The sequence below is a fragment of the Streptomyces sp. NPDC057623 genome (assembly GCF_042800355.1).
GTDB lineage: Bacteria > Actinomycetota > Actinomycetes > Streptomycetales > Streptomycetaceae > Streptomyces.
In genome coordinates, this window is sequence record NZ_JBHVGZ010000022.1 from 92,521 (window position 1) to 115,925 (window position 23,405).

21 protein-coding genes and 1 pseudogene are annotated in these 23,405 nt (G+C 72.3%); 10 read left to right on the top strand and 12 right to left on the bottom strand.

The window, feature by feature from the left end:
• Positions 1-785 (top strand): oxygenase MpaB family protein (locus tag ACFU95_RS23110; RefSeq protein WP_383830686.1); only part of this gene is annotated, 785 nt, incomplete at its 5' end.
• A gap of 247 nt (positions 786-1,032) precedes the next feature.
• On the top strand, positions 1,033-2,145 hold the full coding sequence (locus ACFU95_RS23115) for an ABC transporter substrate-binding protein (protein WP_383830689.1): 1,113 nt from the start codon (positions 1,033-1,035) through the stop codon (positions 2,143-2,145).
• 12 nt (positions 2,146-2,157) lie between these two features.
• Here ACFU95_RS23115 and ACFU95_RS23120 read toward each other — a convergent pair whose 3' ends face one another.
• Genes ACFU95_RS23120 through ACFU95_RS23135 form a run of 4 tightly spaced genes read right to left on the bottom strand, consistent with a single transcriptional unit; the run spans position 2,158 to position 5,272 of the window.
• Positions 2,158-2,451, bottom strand: coding sequence for a hypothetical protein (locus tag ACFU95_RS23120; RefSeq protein ID WP_383830692.1), 294 nt, complete (start codon positions 2,449-2,451; stop codon positions 2,158-2,160).
• 40 nt (positions 2,452-2,491) lie between these two features.
• On the bottom strand, positions 2,492-3,310 hold the full coding sequence (locus tag ACFU95_RS23125; RefSeq protein ID WP_383830695.1) for an ABC transporter ATP-binding protein: 819 nt from the start codon (positions 3,308-3,310) through the stop codon (positions 2,492-2,494).
• Complete coding sequence (locus tag ACFU95_RS23130; RefSeq protein WP_383830697.1) at positions 3,297-4,349, bottom strand: ABC transporter substrate-binding protein; 1,053 nt, start codon at positions 4,347-4,349, stop codon at positions 3,297-3,299. Before ACFU95_RS23130 ends, ACFU95_RS23125 begins: the two co-directional genes overlap by 14 nt.
• Positions 4,350-4,396: 47 nt before the next feature.
• Complete coding sequence (locus ACFU95_RS23135) at positions 4,397-5,272, bottom strand: ABC transporter permease (protein WP_383830700.1); 876 nt, start codon at positions 5,270-5,272, stop codon at positions 4,397-4,399.
• 379 nt (positions 5,273-5,651) lie between these two features.
• Between ACFU95_RS23135 and ACFU95_RS23140 the strand changes: the two are divergent.
• Positions 5,652-5,783 (top strand): annotated as a pseudogene (locus tag ACFU95_RS23140) (LLM class F420-dependent oxidoreductase); the annotation flags it as partial.
• Between the two features lie 49 nt (positions 5,784-5,832).
• Here the strand turns inward: ACFU95_RS23140 and rox are convergent.
• Positions 5,833-7,338 (bottom strand): rifampin monooxygenase, encoded by a 1,506-nt coding sequence (gene rox / locus ACFU95_RS23145; protein WP_383830703.1) that lies wholly within the window; start codon positions 7,336-7,338, stop codon positions 5,833-5,835.
• 245 nt (positions 7,339-7,583) lie between these two features.
• Here rox and ACFU95_RS23150 point away from each other — a divergent pair, with 245 nt between their 5' ends.
• Positions 7,584-8,675, top strand: a complete 1,092-nt coding sequence (locus ACFU95_RS23150; RefSeq protein WP_383830706.1) for a hypothetical protein — start codon at positions 7,584-7,586, stop codon at positions 8,673-8,675.
• 68 nt (positions 8,676-8,743) lie between these two features.
• Here ACFU95_RS23150 and ACFU95_RS23155 read toward each other — a convergent pair whose 3' ends face one another.
• On the bottom strand, positions 8,744-9,832 hold the full coding sequence (locus ACFU95_RS23155; protein WP_383830708.1) for a DUF5937 family protein: 1,089 nt from the start codon (positions 9,830-9,832) through the stop codon (positions 8,744-8,746).
• A 133-nt stretch (positions 9,833-9,965) separates the two neighbouring features.
• On the opposite strand from ACFU95_RS23155, the gene ACFU95_RS23160 reads away from it, so the two are divergent.
• Together ACFU95_RS23160 and ACFU95_RS23165 are read left to right on the top strand one after the other, a co-directional pair.
• Positions 9,966-11,183, top strand: coding sequence for an MFS transporter (locus ACFU95_RS23160; protein WP_383830710.1), 1,218 nt, complete (start codon positions 9,966-9,968; stop codon positions 11,181-11,183).
• A 154-nt stretch (positions 11,184-11,337) separates the two neighbouring features.
• Positions 11,338-12,663: a hypothetical protein gene (locus tag ACFU95_RS23165; RefSeq protein WP_383830713.1), complete on the top strand. Its 1,326-nt coding sequence runs from the start codon at positions 11,338-11,340 to the stop codon at positions 12,661-12,663.
• A 33-nt stretch (positions 12,664-12,696) separates the two neighbouring features.
• On the opposite strand, the gene ACFU95_RS23170 is transcribed toward ACFU95_RS23165, so the two are convergent.
• Complete coding sequence (locus ACFU95_RS23170; RefSeq protein WP_383830716.1) at positions 12,697-14,115, bottom strand: DEAD/DEAH box helicase; 1,419 nt, start codon at positions 14,113-14,115, stop codon at positions 12,697-12,699.
• Between the two features lie 210 nt (positions 14,116-14,325).
• Positions 14,326-15,621: a hypothetical protein gene (locus tag ACFU95_RS23175; protein WP_383830821.1), complete on the bottom strand. Its 1,296-nt coding sequence runs from the start codon at positions 15,619-15,621 to the stop codon at positions 14,326-14,328.
• Between the two features lie 206 nt (positions 15,622-15,827).
• Here ACFU95_RS23175 and ACFU95_RS23180 point away from each other — a divergent pair, with 206 nt between their 5' ends.
• Positions 15,828-17,060 carry a molybdopterin-dependent oxidoreductase gene (locus ACFU95_RS23180; RefSeq protein ID WP_383830719.1) on the top strand — a complete coding sequence of 411 codons (1,233 nt, stop codon included), beginning with the start codon at positions 15,828-15,830 and terminating at the stop codon, positions 17,058-17,060.
• A 322-nt stretch (positions 17,061-17,382) separates the two neighbouring features.
• Here the strand turns inward: ACFU95_RS23180 and ACFU95_RS23185 are convergent, their stop codons facing one another.
• Genes ACFU95_RS23185 through ACFU95_RS23195 form a run of 3 tightly spaced genes read right to left on the bottom strand, consistent with a single transcriptional unit; the run spans position 17,383 to position 19,453 of the window.
• On the bottom strand, positions 17,383-18,138 hold the full coding sequence (locus ACFU95_RS23185; RefSeq protein ID WP_383830722.1) for a class I SAM-dependent methyltransferase: 756 nt from the start codon (positions 18,136-18,138) through the stop codon (positions 17,383-17,385).
• Positions 18,135-18,752, bottom strand: a complete 618-nt coding sequence (locus tag ACFU95_RS23190) for a DUF2064 domain-containing protein (RefSeq protein WP_383830724.1) — start codon at positions 18,750-18,752, stop codon at positions 18,135-18,137. Before ACFU95_RS23190 ends, ACFU95_RS23185 begins: the two co-directional genes overlap by 4 nt.
• Positions 18,749-19,453 carry a glycosyltransferase family 2 protein gene (locus tag ACFU95_RS23195; RefSeq protein ID WP_383830727.1) on the bottom strand — a complete coding sequence of 235 codons (705 nt, stop codon included), beginning with the start codon at positions 19,451-19,453 and terminating at the stop codon, positions 18,749-18,751. The genes ACFU95_RS23190 and ACFU95_RS23195 overlap by 4 nt, the downstream gene beginning before the upstream one ends.
• A 123-nt stretch (positions 19,454-19,576) precedes the next feature.
• Here ACFU95_RS23195 and ACFU95_RS23200 point away from each other — a divergent pair, with 123 nt between their 5' ends.
• Entirely contained in the window at positions 19,577-20,332 is a 756-nt protein-coding gene (locus ACFU95_RS23200) for a response regulator (protein WP_383830730.1), read from the top strand.
• Positions 20,325-21,437 carry a sensor histidine kinase gene (locus tag ACFU95_RS23205; RefSeq protein WP_383830733.1) on the top strand — a complete coding sequence of 371 codons (1,113 nt, stop codon included), beginning with the start codon at positions 20,325-20,327 and terminating at the stop codon, positions 21,435-21,437. The genes ACFU95_RS23200 and ACFU95_RS23205 overlap by 8 nt, the downstream gene beginning before the upstream one ends.
• A 39-nt stretch (positions 21,438-21,476) precedes the next feature.
• Here ACFU95_RS23205 and ACFU95_RS23210 read toward each other — a convergent pair whose 3' ends face one another.
• Positions 21,477-22,478 carry an NAD-dependent epimerase/dehydratase family protein gene (locus ACFU95_RS23210; protein WP_383830736.1) on the bottom strand — a complete coding sequence of 334 codons (1,002 nt, stop codon included), beginning with the start codon at positions 22,476-22,478 and terminating at the stop codon, positions 21,477-21,479.
• Between the two features lie 124 nt (positions 22,479-22,602).
• Between ACFU95_RS23210 and ACFU95_RS23215 the strand changes: the two genes are divergently transcribed.
• Positions 22,603-23,352 (top strand): flavodoxin family protein, encoded by a 750-nt coding sequence (locus tag ACFU95_RS23215; protein ID WP_383830739.1) that lies wholly within the window; start codon positions 22,603-22,605, stop codon positions 23,350-23,352.
• The last annotated feature ends 53 nt before the right edge of the window (positions 23,353-23,405 follow it).

A 23,405-nucleotide genomic window follows, 5' to 3' on the forward strand; every position in this document is an offset into this window, starting at 1 on the left:
GCGCCCGCATCCATCACACCCCCGGCCCGCGCTGGTTCGGACCGGACCGCCCGATCCGCACCGTCCACGGTGACACCTCGATGTTCATCGGCGGGCTGAGCGCACTGCTGTTGCAGTCCCTGCATCCGCTCGCCATGGCGGCGGTGGCCGGGCACTCCGGGTACCGCGGCGACCCATGGGGCCGGCTGCAGAGAACCAGCACCTTCCTGGCCGTGACGACCTACGGGACCGCCACCGACGCTCAGCGAGCGGTCGACCACGTGCGCGCCATCCACGAGCACATCCGCGGCACGACGACCGAGGGCGTCCCCTACCACGCGGCCGACCCTCATCTGCTCGGCTGGGTGCACGCCGCCGAGACGGACAGCTTCCTGCGCGCCCACGAACGCTACGGAGCGCACCCGCTGGACGCCGCCGCCTACGACGCCTACGTCGCCGACGCCGCGCGTGTCGCCGAAGCGCTGGGCGTGCCCGACCCTCCACGCGACCGAGAGGAACTCACCGCACGCCTGACCGCGTACCGGCCCGAACTGAGGGCCACCCCCGAGACCCGTGCCGCCGCCCGCTTCCTCCTCTTCCAACCCCCCTTGCCCCTCGCGGTGCGGCCCTTCTACGGCGGGCTGGCCGCCAACGCCGTCGTACTGCTCCCGCCCTGGGCCCGCGGCATGCTGTGGCTGCCCCGCGTCCCGGTCGTCGAGGATCTCGCCGTACGCCCCACCGGCCAGGCCCTCACCCGAACCATCCGCTGGGCGATGACCCCACAACGCTCGCCCCGGCCGACCTGAGCACCGGGACCGCCCGAACTGGCCCCGGTACGAGGGCGATTGGTGGACACCAGGCCGAGCACGGCCCCCCTGCGGGCTGCGGTCGAATAAACGGTTGCCTCTCGGCGATGATCGTGGATGCAATGTCCGGCATGATCACCCAGGCGCGCTCGCCACGGCGACACGAGATGAACGCGGACCCCCGGGCCTTGTCGCTCCGCGATCCGGGCACACCGCAAACGAGTCCGCAGGTGGGAGACGTCAGCGCATGAAGACGCCGTCAGCATCACCTGGAGCGGAGCGGGCTGACGGGCCGTCCGTCCCGATCGGCGTTCTCGTCCCGCTGACCCGGCCTGGCTGGGCCGCGGCGGGCCGGCATCTGCTCGCCGGACTCGAACTGGCCGTCGGCGAGGTCAATGACGCCGGCGGGATCGGCGGAAGACCACTTGAGCTGCTGGTCCGGGACACCGCGGCTGATCCGCAGAGGGCCGCGGCGGCCGTGGAGGAACTGGCCGGCCTGGGCGTGGCCGCCTTGGCCGGGGAGTACCACAGTGTCGTCGCCGGCACCGCTGCCACCAGGGCAGACGTCCTCGGCGTGCCGTTCCTCTGCTCGTCAGCGGTGCTCGACGCACTCACCGACCAGCCAACGAACTGGGTAGCGCGGCTCTCCCCGCCGCAGTCCCGCGGTTGGCGGCTCTACGCGGACCACCTCCGCAACACCGGCCACCGCCGCATCGCCGTAGCGGCCCAGCCCAGCGCCTACTGGGCGGCCGGGGCCCGCATCCTGCGGGACCACCTCACCCCACGCGGCGGCACCGTCATCGAACTCGACATGCAGGTCCTCACCCCCACGGACCTGTGCGACGAACTCGTCGACAAGCGCGCGACAGCCCTCCTTCTCCTCGTCGGCCATCCGGAGCCGGCCGTGCCGATCGTCAAGGCTGTCCGCGGCGACCAGCGCCTCACCGAGATCATGATCGGCGCTCCGGCCGGGCAGCCCGAGTTCGCCGAATGGGCGACGTCGCTGGGCGGCGACGGCGCCGCGATCCCGTTCCTGCGCTACCTGCCCGAACGCCTCAGCCCACTCGGCGAGCGAGTCGAGACGGTCCTTCGCGAGCGGCTGGCCGAAGCGCCCTCGTTCGTCGCCTTCGAGGGTTACGACACGGTCACCGTCCTGGCCGATGTGTTGCGTACGCACGGCGTGGACCGCGAGCGCACTGCCGAAGCCTGGCCGCACGTCGCAGTAGAAGGCACCCGCGGGCGGATCCAGTTCTCCCGCACGCCAGGAATCAGCGTCTGGCAATGGACGGCGGCGCCGATCCAGATCGTTGACCGCGACCCGACCGCACTCGATCGCTTTCGGATCCTGCACACCGGCTGAGACGGCACGGACTCAGGAGCCGAAGACGGCCCGGACGACATACGCCACAAGGCCCAGGAGCAGGAGCAGGAGCAGGAGCAGGAGCAGGAGCAGGAGCAGGAGCAGGAGCAGGAGCAGGAGCGGGACGGCCACTGGGACGAACGCCCCGACCGGGTTGCGCCGCGAGCGGCCCCAGGGGGACTTGACCTGGCCACCGAACGGCGGTAGCGCGACGGACGGTTCCGGGCGTGGCCCCACGGCCCGCGGCGCAGCGAAGAGGCCCGTGCGGCCGCTCTCGGGGTGCACCCGCGCCACCGGGTGCACCACCGGCTTCAGTTCGGTGAATTCCTCGCCCCCGGAGGTGGGATCAGGCCGCTGCGGCTGACTTGACGGCGTGGGCGACCTGCGCGCGCAGCTCGGCGAACTCGGGGGAGCCGCGCAGCTCCTCGGCGTCCACGTCGCCGCGCGGCAGGGTGATCGGCAGGTCCAGGGCCACGGTTCCCGGGCTCCTGGTCAGGACCACGATGCGGGAGCCGAGGAACACCGCCTCGTCCGCCGAATGCGTCACGAACACCGTGGTCCGCCCGGTCCGGTCGGTCACCCGGCGCACGTCCTCCTGGAGCCGCTCCCGGGTCAGCGCGTCCAGCGCCGCGAACGGCTCGTCGAGCAGGAGGAGCGGATTCTCGGCGGCGAGGGCCCGGGCGATGGCGACGCGTTGCTGCTGCCCGCCGGAGATCTCCCAGACGCGCCGCTTCTCCGTGCCGTCGAGGCCGACCCGGGCCAGCAACTCCGCCCGCCGCGCGGGCCATTGGGCGCGGTCCACGCCCGCGTACCGCAGCGCCAGGTCGATGTTGCCCCGCACGGTCCGCCACGGGAACAGCCGCGGCGTCTGGAACACCACGCCGGCCGTTCCGCCGGGCCGCGGCTCGGCGCCGGAGATCCGCACCGAGCCCTGCGTGGGCCGTTCGAACCCGGCGATCAGCCGCAGCAGCGTGCTCTTGCCGCAGCCGGACGCGCCCACCAGGACCAGGAACTCCCCGGCCGGCACGGTCAGGTCGACCGGCCCGACGGCGGTGAAGGCCCCGCTGCCCCGGCCGTACCGGTGGGTCACGTGGTCGAGACGGACGGATCCGGCGCGTGCGTCGGCCACCTCTGTCGCGGCCTCGGTGAGCTCACTTGAGGACATCGGACAGCCCCTTGAGATAGAACGCCTCGCGGACGACGTCTGCGGACGGTGCCGCGTCGATCTGCTTCTGGCCGGCCAGGAACCGGCCCGTGTCGGTGACGTAGGCGAGCAGCTTGCCGGGGCTGTCGTCGGTACCCAGCCAGTCGGCCGAGACCACCTGCTCCGGGGTGAGGAACACACCTTGCGCGAGCTGCGCCTTCGCGTCCGCGGAACTGATGCCGAGCTCGGCCGCGACGGCCTTGACCGTGCCGTCCGGGTCGGACTTGATCAGGCGCAGCGCCTCCGCCTCCGCCTCGCGCCAGGCGACGATCGCCTGCGGGTCCCTGGTGATCAGGTCGTCCGACACGACGGCCAGGTCGAGGGTCGGTTTGCCCGCCGCGCCGACCTCCTTGCTGCTGGTGAGCTGGGTGCCGGTCGTGCGCAGCTCGTCCAGGGTCGGCAGCCAGACGTAGGCGGCATCGATGTCACCCCGCTGCCAGGCGGCGAGGATCGGCTGCGGCTGGAGGTCGATGAGCTCGACGTCGGACGGCTTGAGACCGGCCGTCTCCAGGGCCGCCAGCAGGCTGTAGTGCGAGGTGGAGGCGAAGGGCGTGGCGATCTTCCTGCCCTTGAGTCCGGCGACGTCGGAGATGCCGGTGGCCTTGCGCGCTATCAGGGCCTCGTTCTCGCCCGCGACGTCGAGGATCCACGCGACCTTGTACGGGATGGGCGAGCCGCCGGACACGCCGCGCGCGAACGGGCTGGAGCCCAGCGCCGCGACGTCGAGGGACCCGCCGATGAAGGCCTGGTTGACACTGGCGCCGGAGTCGAACTTGATCCAGCTGATCTTGTAGTCCGGCAGCGCCTTCTCCAGCAGCTTTCTGTTCTTCACGATCAAGTCGCCGCTGGGGAAGGCGAAGTAGCCGATGCGCAGCTGCTTGGAGCCACCGGACGCCGACGCCGAACTGTCCGCGGAGCAGCCGGTGACAGCCGCCGACACGGCGGCCAGCGCGCCCGCGAGGAGATGACGACGGGACGGACCTTGGGGGACACGGGACATGGCGGAGCCGTTTCTGTGCATGGGGGAGAGGGCGGGAGAAGGGGGTTCTACGCGCGACCGCGCCAGGGCACGACAGCGCGTTCCAGCCGCAGCAGGAGGCCGTCGATGATCAGGCCGGAGATGCCGATGGCGATGATGCCGACGAGTACGACGGGAGTGTTGTTGTAGTTGGCGGCGTCCTTGACCATGCCCCCGATGCCGGGGAGACCGTTGACCAACTCGGCGGCGACGAGGGAGGAGTAGGCCACCCCCACGGCCAGCCGGATCCCGGTGAGCGTCTCCGGCAGGGCGGACGGGACGACGACGTCCCGGACGACGTCCCAGCGCGACGCCCCGAGCGCACGGGCCGCCTCGACGAGGCTCTTCGGTACGGCCGCCACAGCTGTCGTGGTCGACACCGCCACGGGTGGGAAGGCGGCCACCGCCAGCAGCGTGATCTTCGGCTCCTCGTCGATGCCCAGCCAGATGACGAGCAGGGAGAAGTACGCCAGCGGCGGCAGCGTCCGCAGGAAGGTGATCCAGGGTTCGAACAGGGAGCGCACCCAGCCGACCGTGCCCATGAGCAGCCCGAACAGCACCCCGAGCGCGATGCCGATGCCGGCTCCGACCGCGATGCGCCGCAGGCTGATGCCCAGGTGCTCGATGAGGTAGGTGCCGTTGTAGCCGCGCACGCCGTCGTGCGTCGTGGACACGTTGACGAACGCGTCCCACACCTTGGCCGGCGGCGGAACCAGGGTCTCGCTCCACGTGCCGCTCGTCGCCAGCAGCTGCCACAGGACGAGGAAGAGCAGCAGAGAGCCGAACGGCAACGCGACATGACGGGTGCGCACCCACAAGTCCCCTACGGAGGAGTGGGGTTGGGGTGGCACGTCGGTGGACGGCGTGAGCTGATCGGACTTGGGCGGAGAAGGGGATCCGGACATGGGGCGTCCTCCATGGGGGCGCCGGGACATGAGCGACTGCCGTCGACCGACATGAGCGGCCGGCCCCGAGCGAGAGTGATGCCGAACGAAGCGGAGAGAGCACCCTGCGAAGGGGTGCGGGAACGACCCTCGCCGCATGACAGATCGGCGTGGGGCGGGTCAGAAAAGAGCTGCTACGTCAGCAACAACACGAGCCCGGGCGTCGGCACAGGTCGATGACCAGGCGTCGCACCAAGGGCTCGGGAATCATGGGCCATTTCTACAGCAGCCCCAGCTCCGCACCAACAGGCGTCCACCCTCTGGAACGGAGGACGCACGGACGCCAACCCCTGACACCCCGGCCCGCCGCCGGCCGCCGCGTCACGAGGCAGCCAGGGACACCGTCGCCGCCGAGGCGCGGCGCTACCGGGAGGCCGGGGCGGCGGAGGTGGTGTTCACCACGACGTACCTGAGCAGCGAGGCCGACCGGCACCGCACCTGGAAGCCGCTCGGAGAGCTGGCCACAGGATGAGGCGCCGCGCTCGGCCAGGGCAGTCCTGCCGACGCCGCCCGGGCGAACATCAGTTGGCGGGCCTGCCGAACCAGCGGGAGAGGTGGTCGTCCAGGTCCCGCTGATCGTCGCCGATCCAGGCGACGTGGCCGTCGGGGCGCAGCAGGACGCACGGAACGTCCAGTGCCGCGGTGGGATCCGCGATGTGGTCGACCCGGTCCGACCAGCCGCCGACGGTCAGGCGTTCGGTGCGGTCCAGCAGCAGGCCGCGGCCGCGATGCGACAGGTCGTAGAGGCGGCCCTGTCTCACGTCGATGTCGCGCAGACGGCGGCCGAGCAGGTCGGGGCCCGCACCGAGGTCGTAGCGGATGCCGATCGCGGTGATCTTCTCGATCAGGTGACGGTTCACCTCGTCGAAGTCCATCAGTTCGGTGAGTAGCCTGCGCACGGCCCGCGGGCCCGGTTCGGTGGAGTGCAGCTCCATCTGGGCGCGGGTGTTGTCCAGCACGTCCTCGGCGACCGGACGACGTTCGGCCTGGTAGGTGTCCAGCAGTGTTACCGGCGCCCAGCCGCGGATCTGCGCGGCCAGTTTCCAGCCGAGGTTGAACGCGTCCTGAACACCCAGGTTGAGGCCCTGTCCGCCGGTGGGTGGATGGATGTGTGCCGCATCGCCGGCCAGCAGCACCCGCCCGACCCGATAGCGTTCGGCCAGCCGCGTGGCATCCCCGAAGCGGGACAGCCAGCGCGGGGAGTGCACGCCGAAATCGGTTCCGGCGACGGCGCGCAGCTGTTGTCTGAAGTCGTCGAGGGTGGGCGTTTCCGCGCGATCGCTGACTCCCGCGGCGGGGACGACGACGCTGTAGACGCCTTCGCCGAAGGGCCGGAGCCAGAAGCGCTGATGGGTCTCGCGGGTTTCGGTCACCTTGGCGGCGACCTCCTCCTGCGGCACGCCCACCTCCATCTCGCCCATCAGGGTCTCGGCCCGCGAGGGCTCGCCGGGGAAGCCGACGCCGGCCCGTTTGCGCACCGTACTGCGCCCGCCGTCACAGCCGACCAGATAGCGCGCACGCAGCTGTTCGCCGCTGGCCAGCTCGACGGTCACACCCTCGTCGTCCTGCTCGAAACCGGCCACCGCACCACCACGTTGGACCTGCGCACCCAGGCGGACCGCATGCTCTTCGAGCAGGCGAACGATGACCGGCTGCGGGATGCCCACCAGATAGGCGTGCGCGGAATCCAGGCCCTTCGGCGCGGGCTTGTCGATGGCGGCGAAGAATCCGCCCGCCGGACGCCGCCTTCCGTGTTCGAGAACGCGGTCCAGCAGTCCGCGCATGGCCATCAGCTCGACACTGCGAACATGCAGACCGACTATCCGGGAGAACGACACCGGCTCGGTCTCCTTCTCCAGAACGAGTACCCGCACATCGTGCAGCCGCAGTTCGGCGGCGAGCATCGCGCCGGTCGGCCCGCACCCGGCAATGATCACGTCGAACATGCGGGGCGCGCGTTCGGCGCCGGAGGTCGACGACCGTGGTCCGTTCGACGACGGCTCGGCGGTGAACTGTGGAGAGTCCATGGGTGTTGCCTTTCGGGAGTGCCTTGTTGTCGAGGCGCTCCCGGCGACACCTACGTCAATCGCCGGCCGTGAGGGGAAGGGGGAGCACCCACGTCGATACAGCGTTCATGGGTCTCACCTCCTTGGGTGGTGTCACGGTCCACCGGAAGCTACAAGCCCGAGCATCACACCGTCCAGCTCTTTTCCCGTGTGAGGATGTCGGCATGGTGTGGCTGAGGAAGCGCCGGAGGCGCACGGTCGGATGCGTGGCCGTGGCGAGTGCGGCGCTCGCGCTGACCGGCTGCCGGGCGGACGGTGTCGATGACGGAAGTTCCGCAGACCGTGAGGCGAGGTACAAGCGGGTCATCGAAGACCCGCACCCGAGCCCGGCCGACGTCATCGAGGCGGCCGGCGCACCCACCGGCGTGGTCCGCGCGGGCGACGGGTCGCTGCTGCTGACGTACGACGCCGGCAACGTCGAGGACGACGAGGGGCCTGCCGCCTGGGCCTGGCGGATCGTCGGCCCCGACGGCCGTACGGTCGCCGAGCACGCGGAACACGGCGACGCGGAGGCGCCGTTGGCCGCGTTCAAGGGGGTGAGCGGGGGCTTTGTGCGGGTGCCGGCGGAGGGAGCCGGGGAAGCGTACCGACTGGATGCGCGCGGCAAGCGGCACTCACTCGTCATCACCGAGTCTCCGTCGCGCACCCGCCCCGGCGACGTCCTTCTCGCCGAGCCGGAGCCGACCCTGATCTACCGCCCCGCCACACACACCGTGGCACCCCCGGCCGACGTGCCGGACAACGCCGTCGGCCTCGCCGTCGACGAGCGGGGCACCGTCTGGAGCCTGGACCAGCCCCTGACCGACGACCCCAACCGCGTCGTATGGCAGCGCGACGGCCGCACCCTCGGCTCCAGGGACGTCCCGAAGCCCTACACGGGAGGCGTCCTCGCCGCGCGGGGCGGTACCGCGGCGCTGTCCCTCATCCAGGGCGACGGCGTGCGCGGCCTGTTGGTGACGACGGACGGTGGCGGGCACTGGCGGACGGTCCTCGGTGGCGGCATCGCCTTCGGCGAGCTGAAACATGGCCCGGAGGCGCTGGTCCTTCAGACGCTGAGCGACGGACGGCTGCTCGTCGGTGAGGAAGGCGGCCGCTACTGGCTCGCCGACGACCGCACCAACAGCGCCTTCCACGAGCTGAGGACACCGGCGGGATTCACGTCGTTCAGCGTCGACGGAACGACGCTCTACGGCATCGTGGACGCGACGACGGCGACGTATGACCTGGTGGCCGGCGAAGGGTTGTGGATCTCGCGTGACGGCGGTCGTGAGTGGCGGCGCCATGGGCAGCGCGGATAGGCGGACAGCATTCCGCTGCCGGGGGCGGGCTGTCCGGCAGGAACGGCACGGGTCGAGCCGGCGCCCGGTCAGCGCAGTACGGCCGTCAGCAGGTCCGTTCCCAGTGCCGTCAGGCCGGGCAGGTTGAGGGTGTTGCGGACGTAGCGGCCGTGCCGCTCGGTGGTGAGCAGGCCCGCGCGGCGCAGGACGGTGAGGTGACGGGAGACCTCGGGCGGTGAGAGTTCCCAGGTGTGGGCCAGCTCGCCGGTGGTGTGCGGACCGCGCGCCAGGGTGCGCAGCAGACGCAGTCGTACCGGATGGGCGAGTGCTTCGAGCCGTAGCGTGACCGTTTCCAGCGATACCGGCTCCGATGGACCGGGCTCGGCCACGGGGTACTGCACGACCGGTTGCCATCCGGGCGTGTGGACCGCGACGAGGTGGGGGCGGCCGAAGACGCTGGGGATGAAGGTGACCCCGGCGGTGTGGGCGGTGGTGGACTTGTCCTGGAGCTTGTCCACGATGATGCGGTCACCGTCCGGTGCCAGGGTGATCGCGCCGGAGACCGATGTGAGGGCCGGCCCGAGGCCCTGGTGCCTGAGCAGGTCGTTCTTCAGGCGCAGGTCGGTGGCGAGTCGTACGGTGACGTCGGCCCAGGCGGCGTCGAAGAAGGCGTCGGCGCACTGTTCGAGGGTGTCGCGCACCCGTGCCCGCACAGCGCCCGGGTCGGTGAGCAGCCGTTCGGCGAAGGCCCCTTGACGTGGGCCGCGGGCCTGGGCCAGGTCCAGGGCCCGTTCGCGCGCGGCTGCGTCGGCGAGTGGCGACGGCGCGGCGCTGGAGGCGGCCCGGTTGCCGCCGCACGTGGTGACGAGCGCGGCGGTCACGTACCTCTCGTCGTCGATGAGGTCCACGTCGTCCAACTCCTCCGTGAGGGTCGGCCGAGGCCGGGCGGGGATCAGGAAGTCGGCCTGTGAGGAACGCCAGAGGAACTCGGCCTCCCTGAGCCGTTCGGCCAGCTCCGGGCGCAGTGCGGCCCAGACGTCCGCGGCCCAGCCGGCGTGCTGCGGATGATGCCCGGGTTCGGACAGCACATGCAGCATCGCGGTCAGCTCGGCCAGCGGGGAGGTGGCGAACCGCAGCCGCTCGGACGGCGACCGGCTGATGTCGATCTTCAACGTCACCCGCCCATCATCACCGACCATTCGGCCTCACGGACCGCCCAGCATCACCCGACGCATGGCCGGGCACGGCGTCGGTTGACGATCTCCGTCAACCGACGTGGCCGCCGCGGCGGCCGAACGCACCGTTGACGCCATGCAAGCCACCACCAAGATCGAGCCCCGCGCCCTCGTCCGTGCCTCCGGAGGCCCCCGCTATGCCGTGGCCCTGGCCGTGGACGCGCTCGGCACCGGACTGCTGCGGCCTTTTCTGCTGCTCTACGGGGTGACCGTGCTGCGGCTGTCCGCACCGGCCACCGGCCTCGCCATGACCGTCGGCATCGTCGCGGGCCTCGTGTGCATGCCCGCGGTGGGCCGATGGCTGGACCGGGGCGCACGCAGCACGGTCGTGGCGGCGTCGATGCTCGTGCGGGTGCTGGGCGTGGCCGTGCTGCTGGCCACCCCGGCGGGGCACACCGGGCTGTTCGCGGCGGCGGCGCTCTTCCTCGGCATCGGCAACCAGGCATGGCCGGCCGCACACGCGGCTGTCGTGGCCACCCTCGCCCACGGCCGGGAACGCGACACCGCTCTCGCGGCAGGCCGCGCGCTGCGCAATGCCGCCCTGGGCGCGGGCGCGCTCATCGCCACCGCGAGCCTGGCGGGCGGTACCACCGCGTTGCGGGCGCTGGCAGCCGTCACGGGCCTCGCCTATCTCGCTGCCGCGGCCCTGGCGTTCTCGGTCCGCCTGCGCGCCCGTCCCGCCGCTGCCCCCACCGAGGCCGGCAAGGACGCGGGCGACGAGCCCGTACCCCGGATGCGCGCGCTGCTGGCCGCCAACGTGGTCTACGTCTTCTGCCTCAACGTTCCCGAGATCGCGCTCCCTCTCATCCTGGTGACCCAGCTGCACGCGTCCCCGGTGTGGTCGGCGGCCGTCTTCGTGGCCAACACGGTGCTGGTCGTCACCTTGCAGGTTCCGGTCACCGTCCTGATGGCCCGCTACTCCCGGCAGAGCGTGCTGGCTGTGGCAGGCGTGGTGCTCGCGGCGTCCTACCTCGGCTTCCTCGCGGCCACCTCACTGGGCCACGGCTGGGGTGCCCCGGCCGTCGCCGCGGTGTCCGTGGTCTGCACGATCGGCGAGATCATCTACGCGGGCAGCGCCACCGCGCTCGTCACCCACCTCGCCCCGGCTCCCGTCCTGGGCCGTGCCCTCGCCCGCTTCGAACTCTCCACGGGTTTCGGCCTCGCGGTCTCCCCGATGGTCATCACCGCCCTCGCGCCTCGTGGCCCGGCCGCGCTGTGGGGGAGCCTTGCCGCCGCGACGCTGGTCTCCGCCATGGGGTGGCGTGTGCCATCGGCATCGCGACCGGGTCGATGAGTTCCGGCGGTCGGTCCGACCGAGGCACGCGGGTCATACCGCTGGGGAACCGGTCCGCCGGATTCTGCGTGATGACCTGACGTGCTGTCGGCTGATACCGACTGATGCCGACTGGTGTCGGACGACCGGAGGGGGAGCGGTGCGGGTGCGGGCGATGGTGACCATGGCGGTATCGGCCTGTGTGGCGCTGGTGGCGTGCGGTCCGGAGGAGCCGAAGGAGTACACGGGTGCGGAACCGTCACAGGCCTCCGCGGCCGCGGCCGCCCGGTTCGCGCCCCTGGTGCGGCTCGCCAAGAACGAGTCGCTGATGCCGATGGACGCCACGCGCTTCATCGAGCGCTCCGCGCTGCGCTTCGACCACGACGCACTGTGCCGCGACGAGGCGCCGGTTGCCGACCCGGCCGACCCGCGGCGACTCGGCCTGGGCACCACCGAGCCCTACCGCCACCAGCGCGTGAAGCCGGGGAGCCCGTCGTCGAAGCCGCTGTCCTGCCCGGGACACGAGGGACAGGAACACACCACCACCGAGACCGCCGCCGGTTTCTATCTCGACCCGCCCAAGGCGGTCCGAAACGGCGAGGGTACCGGCGCACCCGTCTACTGGGAGCACCACAGACACAAGACCGACCCGGCGCGCACGGCATACGTGTACTGGTTCTTCTACGCCTACAACAACCTGATGCCCGGCAACAGGCACGAGGGCGACTGGGAGCGCGTCGCGATCCAGCTGCGCGACGGAAAGCCGGAGGCGGTGACGTTCGCCAAGCACGGCAACGATCCGTGCAGCGTGAGGTGGGCGGACCTGGACCCGCAAGGCGGGCATCCGACGGTGTACTCGGCGCGCGGTTCCCACGGTTCCTACGCGACGGACGGCTACCACCGGGTGGGTGCCACGTTCGACCGGGCCTCGAAGGACGGCGCCGAGTGGCGCACGTGGAACAACGTCCGCCCCGTCGACGGCGAACCCTGGTGGGGATACGCCGGGTGGTGGGGTGCGCAGGAACACGTGAAGGGGTTCAACGGGCCGATGGGCCCGTATCCCAAGCGCCAGCTGCCAGGGGTGTTCACCGACGAACGCTGCGGCGGCGCTGACACACCGCCGGCCGACCCGCCCGGGGACCAGCCCGCCCCCAGGACGAAGCAGGCGGCGATCCAGCGCTACGAGCAGTACCTCCACGCCTTGGGCCGGGAGGACATCGACACGGTCTGCGAGGTGGCCGGGCCCGCGGCGAAGAAGGCCCAGGACGAGGGATTCGGACCGTGTACGACGACGTACACCGTCGTGTTCCAGATGGTCTCGCCGGCACAGAAGAAGGCTCTGCGGACGGCGACGGTCGACCCGCGGCGCGTCATCGTGCAGACGCCCGAGAAGATCGAGATGCCGGTCGAGGCGGTCAGGTCCTCCGCCACCTTCTCCGAGAGCGACCTCGGCAGCTACACCCTGGAGTACATCAAGGACGGGTGGTACATCACCGACTGAAGCCCGCGCGTTCCGGTCACCCTCGCCCCGGCGTCAGCGGCCCCTGCGTACCCGGGCCGCCGCTCGGGCCTCCGCGGCCCTGCGGGCCTCGGCGGCTTTGCGGGACTCCTTCGCGGGGCGGCCCGCACGGGAGCCGAGGCCCCGGAAGGGGACGTTTCCGCTGTTGGTCCTCGTCTCGTTCGGGGGGCGTTTCGCGCCGGTGATGGTGGTCAGTTTCGCCTCGCCGGAGCGCACCTGTGTGACCGTCGGCCGGATCCCGGCGTCGGACATCATCCGGTTCACATCGCGTCGTTGGTTGGGCGTGACCAGGGTGACCACGGTCCCGGATTCCCCGGCGCGTGCCGTGCGCCCGCCACGGTGCAGGTAGTCCTTCGCGTCGGCCGGCGGGTCGACGTTGACGACGAGGTCGAGCGTGTCGATGTGAATGCCCCGCGCGGCGACGTTGGTGGCCACCAGCACGGTGATCTCACCGTCCTTGAACTGGCCGAGCGTGTGCGTGCGTTGAGGCTGCGACTTCCCGCTGTGCAGAGCGCCGGCCCGGACGCCGCTCGCCCGTAGGTGACGCGTGAACTGGTCCACGCCCGCCTTGGTGTCCAGGAACATCAGGACCCGGCCGTCCCGCGCGGCGATCTCGGTCGCGGTCGCGTACTTGTCGGCGGCGTGGATGTTCAGCACGTGGTGTTCCATCGTGGTGACCGAGCCCGCCGCCGGGTCGACCGATGCGAGAACCGGGTCATGAAGGTAGCCGCGCACCAGCTGGTCGACGTTGCGGTCGAGCGTGGCCGAGAACAGCAGCCGCTGCCCGTCGGAGCGCACCTGGTCCAGGATCTCCGTGACCTGCGGCAGGAAACCCAGGTCGCACATCTGGTCCGCCTCGTCCAGCACCGTGATCCGCACCTGATCCAGGTGGCAGTCCCGGCGCGACACCAGGTCGGCCAGCCGCCCCGGCGTCGCGATGACCACGTCGGCTCCCGTTCGCAGGAGCGTCTGCTGCCGGTTGATCGACAGCCCTCCGACGACCGTCGCCAGCCGCACCTTCAGTTTCCGCGCGTACGGGGCCAGCGCGTCGCTCACCTGCTGTGCGAGTTCCCGGGTCGGCACCAGGACCAGCGCGAGCGGCCGCTTCGACTCCGCTCGCAGCCCTGCGGTCCGCACGAGGAGCGCCAGCCCGAAGGCCAGCGTCTTACCGGAGCCGGTCCGCGCCCGGCCGAGGACGTCGCGGCCGGCCAGCGCGTTGGGCAGGGTGGCCGCCTGGATCGGGAACGGCTCCGTCACCCCGAGGCCGACCATCGTCTCCGTCAGCTCCGACGGCAGCCCGAGTGCGTCGAAGGACGCCACCGGAGGCAGGCCCGGGGAAACCGTCCGCGGCGTCGAAGGTTCGCCCTGCGATCGTGGCGCCCGCTGCGGTGTACCGGCACGGGAGAGTCCAGAAGCCGACGGCTTCGCGTTCATGGGGGAACCTTCCTGATCTGGCGCCCCGGAACGATCCGGGGCCCGTACCCCTTGGTACGGGCCCCGTCGATGTCGAAGCGTGCCCCCATTTTATCAGCGGGCGCCCGGATGCCCGGATGCCCGCTGCGCCGTCGCCCCTCTTGGGCGGCCTGTCGGTACGAGAACGCCACCCCGCATGGCTTCAGCTTCCGCCTCCTCGCCCGCCCGCGGTCACCACCCGGTATACAGCAGATGGTTCAGGAGCAGCGCGAGCACCGCCTGGACGGCGAGCCATGCGCGGGGGTTGGTGAGAAACGCGCAGGCCGGGAGCAGCCACAGTGCGAACGGCAGCCAGATGCGTTCCGTCTCCGCCTTGCTCATGCCGGACAGGTCGGCGACCAGCAGGGCGAGGAGGGCGGCGGACATGAGGAGCGCGAGGCGAACATCGGCGGCCCGGTGGGAGGCGCCGCCACGCTGCCGCAGGAGTGTCGCGCCGGTCCGCCGGAGGCCGGCCGCCGTCGCCAGGCCCGTGGTGAGCACCGTGCAGGCCAGGTTGGCCCACACCCAGTAGCCGTAGGGACGGATACCGCCCGCGCCCTGGTAGTAGCGCGTGACCAGCAGGTGGTACGCCTCCCACCAGTCGAACCCGGCGAGCGTGAACGCCGCCGGGACCACGGCCGCTCCGGCGAGCAGTGGCACCAGCAGGACCGGACGCTCCCGGAGGCCGTCCCGGCCGAGCGCCAGGACCGTCGCCGCGATCAGTGCGACGAGTGTGAGGCCGTACGACAGATAGCAGGTCAGGCCGAACAGCAGCCCGGACGCCCCCGCCCACCACAGGGACCGTCCGGTGACCGCCAGGGCCAGCAGGGCGACCGCCCACGCCGCCACCGCTGCGAAGTACGCGTCGGCCGAGGTGCCCATCCACACGGCGGCCGGGGCCAGGACGAGGAAGGGCGCCGCCCTGCGTGCCAGTGCCTCGTCGGCCAGGGCGCGGATCGTGACCAGCACGGCCACGCAGGCCGTCGCCCCCACGGTGATGCACCACATCCCGGCCCAGCCCCCGCCCCGCAGTCCGATCCGGTCGAGCAGGACGAAGGTGAGCGGGGCCGCGGGCGGGTGGCCGGCGACGTGGGCGGGCCAATGGTCGGGGGATCCCAGCAGGATGTGCTGGGTGAAGTCCCGCAGAGCGGCCGGGATGTCGTGGAAGCGGTCGATGACCTGGAGGTACTCGTGCCGGGTGGTGAGCCGGACGGCGATGCCCCGGTGCCAGCCGTCGATCAGGGCCAGGGAGCAGATCCATGCCATGGCCGTGCCCCACGCCAGCGGCAGCATGGCCCGCCAGCGGAGACGGGCCGCGAGGCCGGGACCGTACGCCACGATGGCCACGGCCAGCAGCACGGCCGCCGGAGTGCCGGGGCCCAGGTGCGGTCCCCAGGACGACCAAAGCGGGGGCCAGCCGACGAAGAGCGTGTGGCTGGTCCCCTGGATGTGGCGGCCGACCAGCACGGCCGCCGTCACGAGGAGCATTGCGGCCCCGGCGGCGTACAGGTCACGACGCGGGCCGCGGGGCACGCCGGGACGCGTGGCGCCGGGCTCGGCGGAGGGCAGGGTGCGGATCACACCGGAACGCTAGGCCGCGCGGACGGTCATGGACCGCCGTCCGGGCCCGATGTCAGCGTTTCGTCATGGGTTGAGCACCCTTTCGCGGGGTGGTCCCGGCCTACGGTCGGCTCATGCGAGACGATCCGCGGTTCCCCACGTCCCCCGGCTTCTGGCGCAGCCCCCTGCGCGGCCCCTGGTTCACCTCGGTGCTGGGCCTCGTCCTGCTGGTCGGCATCACCGTGCTGTTCGTGACGGGCCTGGTCTCGTACGCCGCCTACAACCCGGACCTGGCGCCGGTGAACGACAAGACACCGGACAAGGGGATTCTGGGCTTCTACCTGTTCGCCTGGCCGACCGGTCCGCACTGGCTGTACCGGCTCAACCAGGGCGTCCATGTCACCCTCGGCATCACCCTGATCCCCGTCCTGCTCGCCAAGCTGTGGTCCGTGGTGCCGAGACTGTTCGCGCTGCCGCCGGCCCGCTCACTCGCGCACGCGCTGGAGCGGATCTCGCTGCTGCTCCTGGTGGGCGGCGCGCTGTTCGAGTTCGTGACAGGCGTCCTCAACATCCAGCTCGACTATGTCTTTCCCGGGTCCTTCTATCCTCTCCACTTCTACGGCGCCTGGGTGTTCTTCGCCGCGTTCGTCGCCCACGCGCTGCTGAAGCTGCCCATGGCGCTGCGCAATCTCCGGCACCTGCGGGAGGAGAAGAACGACCTGGTGTCCCCGCGCCCCGCCGAACCGACCGTCTCCCGGCGCGGTGCCCTGTGGTTCGTCGGCGGCGGCTCGCTGCTGCTGTTCGCCACGACGGTGGGGCAGAACTTCGACGGTGCGCTGCGGCGCACGGCCCTCCTCGCGCCGCACGGCGGGGGCGATCCCGGGAGCGGTCCGAACGGGTTCCAGATCAACAAGACCGCCGCGTACGCCGGGATCGCCGCGGCGGACACGGGCGAGGACGCGTGGCGGCTCGTCGTGACGGGGCGCACCGGCACCGTACGCCTGAGCCGGGCTCAGCTCGCCGAACTCCCCCTGCACAGCGCGTCGTTGCCCATCGCCTGTGTGGAGGGCTGGTCGACGTCCGACCAGTGGTGGCGCGGAGTACGGCTGCGCGACCTCGCGGCGCTCGTCGGGTACGAGGACGACCCGCCGGACGTGTTCGTCGAGTCCCTTCAGCGGCGCGGGGCCTTCCGCAAGGCCGCCCTGCGTGCCAACCAGGTGGCCGACCCGCGTTCCCTGCTCGCGCTGTACGTCAACGGCGAGGCGCTGTCCCCCGACCACGGCCACCCGGCGCGGATCATCGTGCCCGCGGCGCCCGGTGTGCTCAACACCAAGTGGGTGGCCCGGATGACGTTCGGAGACCTGTGATGTCGATGAACCGGCTGCGGATCCCGCTCGGCAGCCCCTTCCAACTCCTGCTGCTGGCCTGCTCGTTCGCGCTCGCCGCCTACGCGGGCGTACGGCTGCTCGCGGACGACTGGTTCGGCGTGGCGCTGTGGTTCGTGGGCGCGGCGCTGCTCCACGACCTCGTGCTGCTGCCCCTGTACGCGGCCGCGGACCGGGCGGTCGTACGGGGGCTCGGCGCGGTCCGGCGCCGGGGCTGGGCGCCGTACGTGCGCGTACCGGCAGCCCTGTCCGGGCTGCTACTCCTCGTATGGTTCCCGCTGATCAGCGGCATGGTGGAGCGACGCTACCGGCTCGGCACCGGGCTGTCGGCGGACGTGTTCCTCGCCCGCTGGCTGCTGATCACCGCCGTCCTCTTCGGCGGTTCGGCGCTGCTGCTGGCGCTGCGGGTGCGCAGGGCGGCGAAGCGCCGGCCGTCGGCCGTCCACTGACCGGCCTCGTCCCAGCCGCGCGCGTACCGCAGCAGCGCCGGCGTGCCGAGCCGTGCCCAGGGGAACGCGGCGTCGGCTCCGTCGGCGCCGGTGAGGTCGACGACCTGCACCTGGGCGCGTTCGTCGACGTCCACCCAGGCGGTCTCGGCGATCAGCAGGCCGCCGGGGCGCAGCAGCCCGGCCACCCGGTCCAGGAGGGCGTGCGGGTCGCCGCCGATGCCGACGTTGCCGTCCATGAGCAGGACGGTGTCCCAGTGGCGCTCGCCGGGCAGCGGCTCGAAGACGGAGCGTCGCAGCGCCTGGCCGCCGAGGCGGACCGTGTGGTCCACGGCGGCCTCGCTGACGTCGATGCCGAGGACGGCCCGGCCGCGGGCGGCGAGTTCCGCCACCAGCCGTCCGGGCCCGCACCCCACGTCCAGCACGGTTCCCTCGCACCGGTCCAGTACCGCGCGGTCGACCGCGTCGGCCCGGGCGCACCAGCGCTCCACCTCCAGCGGCAGCAGCCAGCCGTCGGCGCGGCGCAGGAACAGCGGTCCGTGCCCGGTGCGCAGGGCGGCGGCGTAGGGGCCGGCGGTCGCCCAGGCCATGGCCGTGGCGGGCGGGGTGCTCATCGTGGAATGCCCGGCACGGACCGGGCGAGTCGTGCGGCGAACCGGCCGTGCGGGGCGAGGGCGGCGACCGCCTCGGCGTCGTCGGCGGTGTCGACGTCCCGCAGCCGGGGCAGGTCCCGAACCCTCAGACCCGCGGCGACGAGCCGCTCCCGCTGCACGGCACCGGTCTCTGGCGTGGACATGGGCACGCCCCGCACCAGGGCGGGGTCGGGATCGGCCAGGCCCAGGGCCCAGAATCCGCCGTCCTCGGCCGGGCCGAACCAGGCGTCACAGCCGGCGAAGTCGACGGTGAGCAGGCCGGGCGTCACCTGCGGGGTGTCCATGCCGATGAGCAGGGCCGGGCCGTCGCAGTGCGCGAAGGCGTCCGCCAGCCGTTCGTCGAGTCCGCCCGCGCACTGCGGTACGACATCGAAGCCGGCCGGCAGCCAGGGGCCGGGCTTCCCGTCGAGGACGAGGATCCGGCGCGTCGCCGGGGTCGCCGCGACCGCGTCCAGCGTGTCCGCGAGGGACGCCTCGGCCAGCCGCGCGGCCTCCCGGGGCGTGAACGGCGGGGTCAGTCTGGTCTTGACCCGGCCGGGGCGCGGTTCCTTGGCGATGACGAGGAGGGCGGTCACCGAACGCCCCTTCCGACGGCCGGAGCCTCGCCCGGCGCTTCGGCCAGGACGCGGCTCATGTCCCGTACGGCCTGCCAGGTGCCCCGCCAGGTGCCCGTCACCTTCGAGGCCCCGGTGCGCGGCAGGTAGGGCACGTCGTGCTCGCCGATCCGCCAGCCGGCGTCGGCCGCGCGGACGACCATCTGCAGCGGGTAGCCGCTGCGCCGGTCGGTGAGGCCGAGGGAGAGCAGCGCCTCGCGGCGGGCGGCGCGCAGGGGACCGAGGTCGTGCAGGCGCAGCCCGGTGCGGCGCCGCAGCATCCGCGCGAGCGCGAGGTTGCCGGCGCGGGCGTGCGCGGGCCACGTGCCCCGGCCCTGCGGACGCCGTCGCCCGAGTACCAGGTCCGCCTCGCCGTCGCGCACTTCGCGGACGAAGGGGACGAGGAGCGAGGGGTCGAGGGAGGCGTCGCAGTCGCAGAAGCACACCACGTCGGCGGTGGCGGCGGTCAGCCCTGCGTGGCAGGCGGCGCCGAAGCCCCGGCGCGGCTCGTGCACGACGGTTGCGCCGAGTGCGCGGGCGACCTGGTCGGAGCCGTCGGTGGAACCGTTGTCGACGACGAGTGCGCGCCAGCCCGGCGGGATCCGTTCGAGCACCCAGGGCAGGGCCTCGGCCTCGTTCAGGCAGGGCAGCACCACGTCGACGTCTGAAGGTGTCGTCGTCACGGATTCACCCTACGAGCGCGAATTGGGCATATCGGACTCCCGGTCCTTACGAAACGCGGACGTCGAAGGCCGGGGCGGTGCTCGGGCGCGGCATCGACGGCGGCACGGTGCCAGGGTGGAGGCATGCAGCAGCAGCCGTACGAGCCCCACGGGGCGGACACCGCCCACGGGTCCCCCCGGATCCTGGTCGTCGACGACGATCCCACCGTCGCCGAGGTCGTCGCCGGTTACCTGGACCGCGCCGGTTACGCCGTCGACCGTGCCGACGACGGTCCGGCGGCCCTCGCCCGCGCCGCCGCGCACTGGCCGGACCTGGTCGTGCTCGACCTGATGCTGCCCGGCATGGACGGCCTGGAGGTGTGCCGGAGGATCCGCGGCCACGGGCCCGTGCCGGTCATCATGCTCACCGCCCGCGGCGACGAGGACGACCGCATCCTGGGCCTGGAGGTCGGCGCCGACGACTACGTCACCAAGCCGTTCAGTCCCCGCGAACTGGTGCTGCGCGTGGAGTCGGTGCTGCGCCGCAGCCGGCCCGCCGCCACCGGACACCGCCTGGGAGCGGCCGGCCTGACCGTCGACCCGGCAGCCCGCCGGGCCACCAGGAGCGGCACCGAACTTCCCCTGACCCTCCGGGAGTTCGACCTGCTGTCCTTCTTCCTGCGGCACCCGGGGCGGGCCTTCAGCCGGGAGGACCTGATGCGTGAGGTGTGGGGGTGGGACTTCGGGGACCTGTCGACCGTCACGGTCCACGTCCGCCGCCTGCGCGGCAAGGTCGAGGACGACCCGGCCCGGCCCCGCCTGATCCAGACCGTGTGGGGAGTGGGCTACCGCTTCGACCCCACCGGACAGGCCGCGCGGGAGGGGGCCGACCGTGCGTGACATCCTGCTCATCGCCCTGTACGCCTTCGTCGGCGCGGCCGCCACCGGTCTGGCCGGAGCGGGCGCACTGCGCATGATCCGCCGCCGCTCGCTCACCGCCTCGCTCGCCGTGGTCGCGGCGGTCGGGGTCGTCGCGATGCTCGCGGGCACCCTCGCCGTCGCCTGGGCGATGTTCCTGTCGTCGCACGATCTGACGGTCGTCACGACCGTCGTCGCCATGGCGGCCGTCGTCTCCCTGGCCACGGCGCTGCTGCTGGGCCGCTGGGTCGTCGCCCGCAGCCGCGAACTCGCCGTGGCCGCACGCTCCTTCGGTGACGGCGGGAACTTCGCCGCCCCGGACGGCCCCACGACCGCCGAACTGGACTCCCTGAGCCGCGAATTGGCGGCCACCAGCGTCAGACTCGCCGAATCCCGGGAGCGGGAACGGGCGCTGGAGACCTCCCGGCGCGAACTCGTCGCCTGGATCTCGCACGACCTGCGCACCCCGCTCGCCGGCCTGCGCGCCATGTCGGAGGCCCTGGAGGACGGCGTCGCCGCCGACCCCGACCGCTACCTGAAGCAGATCCGCACCGAGGTCGAACGTCTCAACGACATGGTCGGCGACCTCTTCGAGCTCTCCCGCATCCAGGCCGGCACGCTCCCCCTCACCCCCACCCGGCTCTCCCTCTACGACCTGGTCGGCGACGCGCTGGCGGGAGCCGACCCGCTCGCCCGGGAGCACGGGGTGCGGCTGGTGGGCGGCCGTATCGAGCCCGTCCCGGTGGAGGTGGACGGCAAGGAGATGAGCCGAGTGCTGGGCAACCTGCTGGTCAACGCCATCCGCCGGACGCCGGCCGACGGCACGGTCGCGGTGGCCGCGGAGCGTTCGCCCGAGGGCGTGGTGCTGTCGGTCACCGACGGCTGCGGCGGCATCCCCGAGGAGGACCTGCCGCGCGTCTTCGACACGGGCTGGCGCGGTACGCACGCGCGGACGCCCCCGGCGGGCGCCGGCCTGGGTCTCGCCATCGTCCGGGGGATCGTCGAGGCACACCAGGGGCGGGCCACCGTACGCAACATCCCCGGCGGTTGCCGCTTCGAGGTGGTGCTGCCCGCCGCCGCTTCCTGAACGCGGGCAGCACCACCGGTCCCGTGGATCCCCGCGGTCCTACGCGCCCCGCATCCCGGCTCGCGCGAACTCCGCCATCCCCTCGCCGAACCCGACCTCCGGCTTCCACCCCAGCCCGTTCCGCAGCCGTGACGAGTCGGCGGTGATGTGCCGTACGTCCCCGAGCCGGTACCCGCCCGTGACGACCGGTTCGGGTCCGCCGTACGCGGCGGCCAGCGCCCACGCCATCTCGCCGACGGTGTGCGGATCACCGCTGCCGGTGTTGTACGCCGTGAGCACACCCGCGGCGGCCTCCGCCTCCAGCGCCACCACGCCCGCCGCCGCCACGTCCCGCACATGCACGAAGTCCCTCCGCTGCCGCCCGTCCTCGAACACGCGCGGTGCCTCGCCCCGGGCGAGCGCCGAGCGGAAGAAGGAGGCGACACCGGCGTACGGGGTGTCGCGGGGCATTCCGGGGCCGTACACGTTGTGGTAGCGGAGCGACACCGCCGATCCGCCGGTGCAGCGGGCCCAGGCGGCGGCCAGGTGCTCCTGGGCGAGCTTGGTCGTGGCGTACACGTTCCGCGGATCGGCCGGGGCGTCCTCGTCGACGAGGCCGGGGGAGAGGTCGTCGCCGCACACCGGGCAGGCGGGCTCGAACCGGCCCGCGTCGAGGGCGGCGACGGTACGCGGGCCGGGCCGTACGACCCCGTGCCGCGGGCACTCGTAGCGCCCCTCCCCGTAGACGACCATCGACCCGGCCAGCACGAGACGCCGGACGCCTGCCTGCGCCATGGCGGCGAGCAGCACCGCGGTGCCCAGGTCGTTGCGCGAGACGTACTCCGCCGCGTCGGCGAACCCGTCGCCGAGCCCGACCATCGCGGCCTGGTGGCAGACGGCGTCCACACCGGCGAGGGCACGGCCGACGGCCGCCGGGTCCCGCACATCGGCGCCGGCGTCCTCCCGCACATCGAACACGAGCGGCTCGTGCCCGCGCGCCGACAGCGCCTCGACCACATGGGACCCGATGAACCCGGCACCGCCGGTTACCAGTACACGCATACGGCCACGCTAGGTCCGCTCCGGCGCCACAGCGCGGGAGCGCGGCCGTACGTCATGACTCCGTAAGGCGTGAGGGCGTGCGTCGGACCGGGACAAAACGGAATCCACGCGAGACGCTGCCCCCATGACAGCCACGCCGTCCACCGATGTCGCCACCGAAGCCCCGGCCCCGTACCGCTTCGACGACCTGACCGCCCTCTACATCAACTGCACCCTCAAACCGTCCCCGCACCTCAGCCACACCCAGGGCCTGATCGACAAGAGCGCGGAGATCATGATGTCGCGCGGGGTCACCACGTCCGAGATCCGCGCCGTCGACCACGACATCGCACCGGGTGTCTACCCGGACATGACCGAACACGGCTTCGCCACCGACGAGTGGCCCGCGCTGTACGAGCGGGTGATGGCCGCGGACATCCTGGTCATCGCCGGGCCGATCTGGCTCGGCGACAACAGCTCCGTGACGAAGAAGGTGATCGAGCGCCTCTACGCCTGCTCCTCGCTGCTCAACTCCCAGGGCCAGTACGCCTACTACGGCCGCGTCGGCGGCTGTCTGATCAGCGGCAACGAGGACGGCGTGAAGCACTGCGCGATGAACGTCCTCTACAGCCTCCAGCACCTCGGCTACACGATCCCGCCCCAGGCGGACGCGGGCTGGATCGGCGCGGCCGGTCCCGGGCCGTCGTACCTCGACCCGGGTTCGGGTGGCCCGGAGAACGACTTCACCAACCGCAACACGTCCTTCATGGCGTGGAACCTGATGCACCTCGCCGCCCTGCTGAAGCGCGCCGGCGGCGTTCCCGCCCACGGCAACCAGCGCTCGCAGTGGGACGCCGGCTGCCGCCCCGGCGCGGACAACCCCGAGCACCGTTGACGGACGGGCCCGCCTGGGCGGACGTACGGGTTTCGTCCGTCGCCGCCCTGGAC

Coding starts and splice junctions, on each gene's coding strand:
- ACFU95_RS23115 (WP_383830689.1), top strand. CDS start 1,033: ATGAAGACGCCGTCAGCATCACCTGGAGCGGAGCGGGCTGACGGGCCG.
- ACFU95_RS23125 (WP_383830695.1), bottom strand. CDS start 3,310: ATGTCCTCAAGTGAGCTCACCGAGGCCGCGACAGAGGTGGCCGACGCA.
- ACFU95_RS23130 (WP_383830697.1), bottom strand. CDS start 4,349: ATGTCCCGTGTCCCCCAAGGTCCGTCCCGTCGTCATCTCCTCGCGGGC.
- ACFU95_RS23135 (WP_383830700.1), bottom strand. CDS start 5,272: ATGTCCGGATCCCCTTCTCCGCCCAAGTCCGATCAGCTCACGCCGTCC.
- rox (WP_383830703.1), bottom strand. CDS start 7,338: ATGGACTCTCCACAGTTCACCGCCGAGCCGTCGTCGAACGGACCACGG.
- ACFU95_RS23160 (WP_383830710.1), top strand. CDS start 9,966: ATGCAAGCCACCACCAAGATCGAGCCCCGCGCCCTCGTCCGTGCCTCC.
- ACFU95_RS23165 (WP_383830713.1), top strand. CDS start 11,338: ATGGTGACCATGGCGGTATCGGCCTGTGTGGCGCTGGTGGCGTGCGGT.
- ACFU95_RS23170 (WP_383830716.1), bottom strand. CDS start 14,115: ATGAACGCGAAGCCGTCGGCTTCTGGACTCTCCCGTGCCGGTACACCG.
- ACFU95_RS23175 (WP_383830821.1), bottom strand. CDS start 15,621: ATGCTCCTCGTGACGGCGGCCGTGCTGGTCGGCCGCCACATCCAGGGG.
- ACFU95_RS23180 (WP_383830719.1), top strand. CDS start 15,828: ATGCGAGACGATCCGCGGTTCCCCACGTCCCCCGGCTTCTGGCGCAGC.
- ACFU95_RS23185 (WP_383830722.1), bottom strand. CDS start 18,138: ATGAGCACCCCGCCCGCCACGGCCATGGCCTGGGCGACCGCCGGCCCC.
- ACFU95_RS23200 (WP_383830730.1), top strand. CDS start 19,577: ATGCAGCAGCAGCCGTACGAGCCCCACGGGGCGGACACCGCCCACGGG.
- ACFU95_RS23210 (WP_383830736.1), bottom strand. CDS start 22,478: ATGCGTGTACTGGTAACCGGCGGTGCCGGGTTCATCGGGTCCCATGTG.
- ACFU95_RS23215 (WP_383830739.1), top strand. CDS start 22,603: ATGACAGCCACGCCGTCCACCGATGTCGCCACCGAAGCCCCGGCCCCG.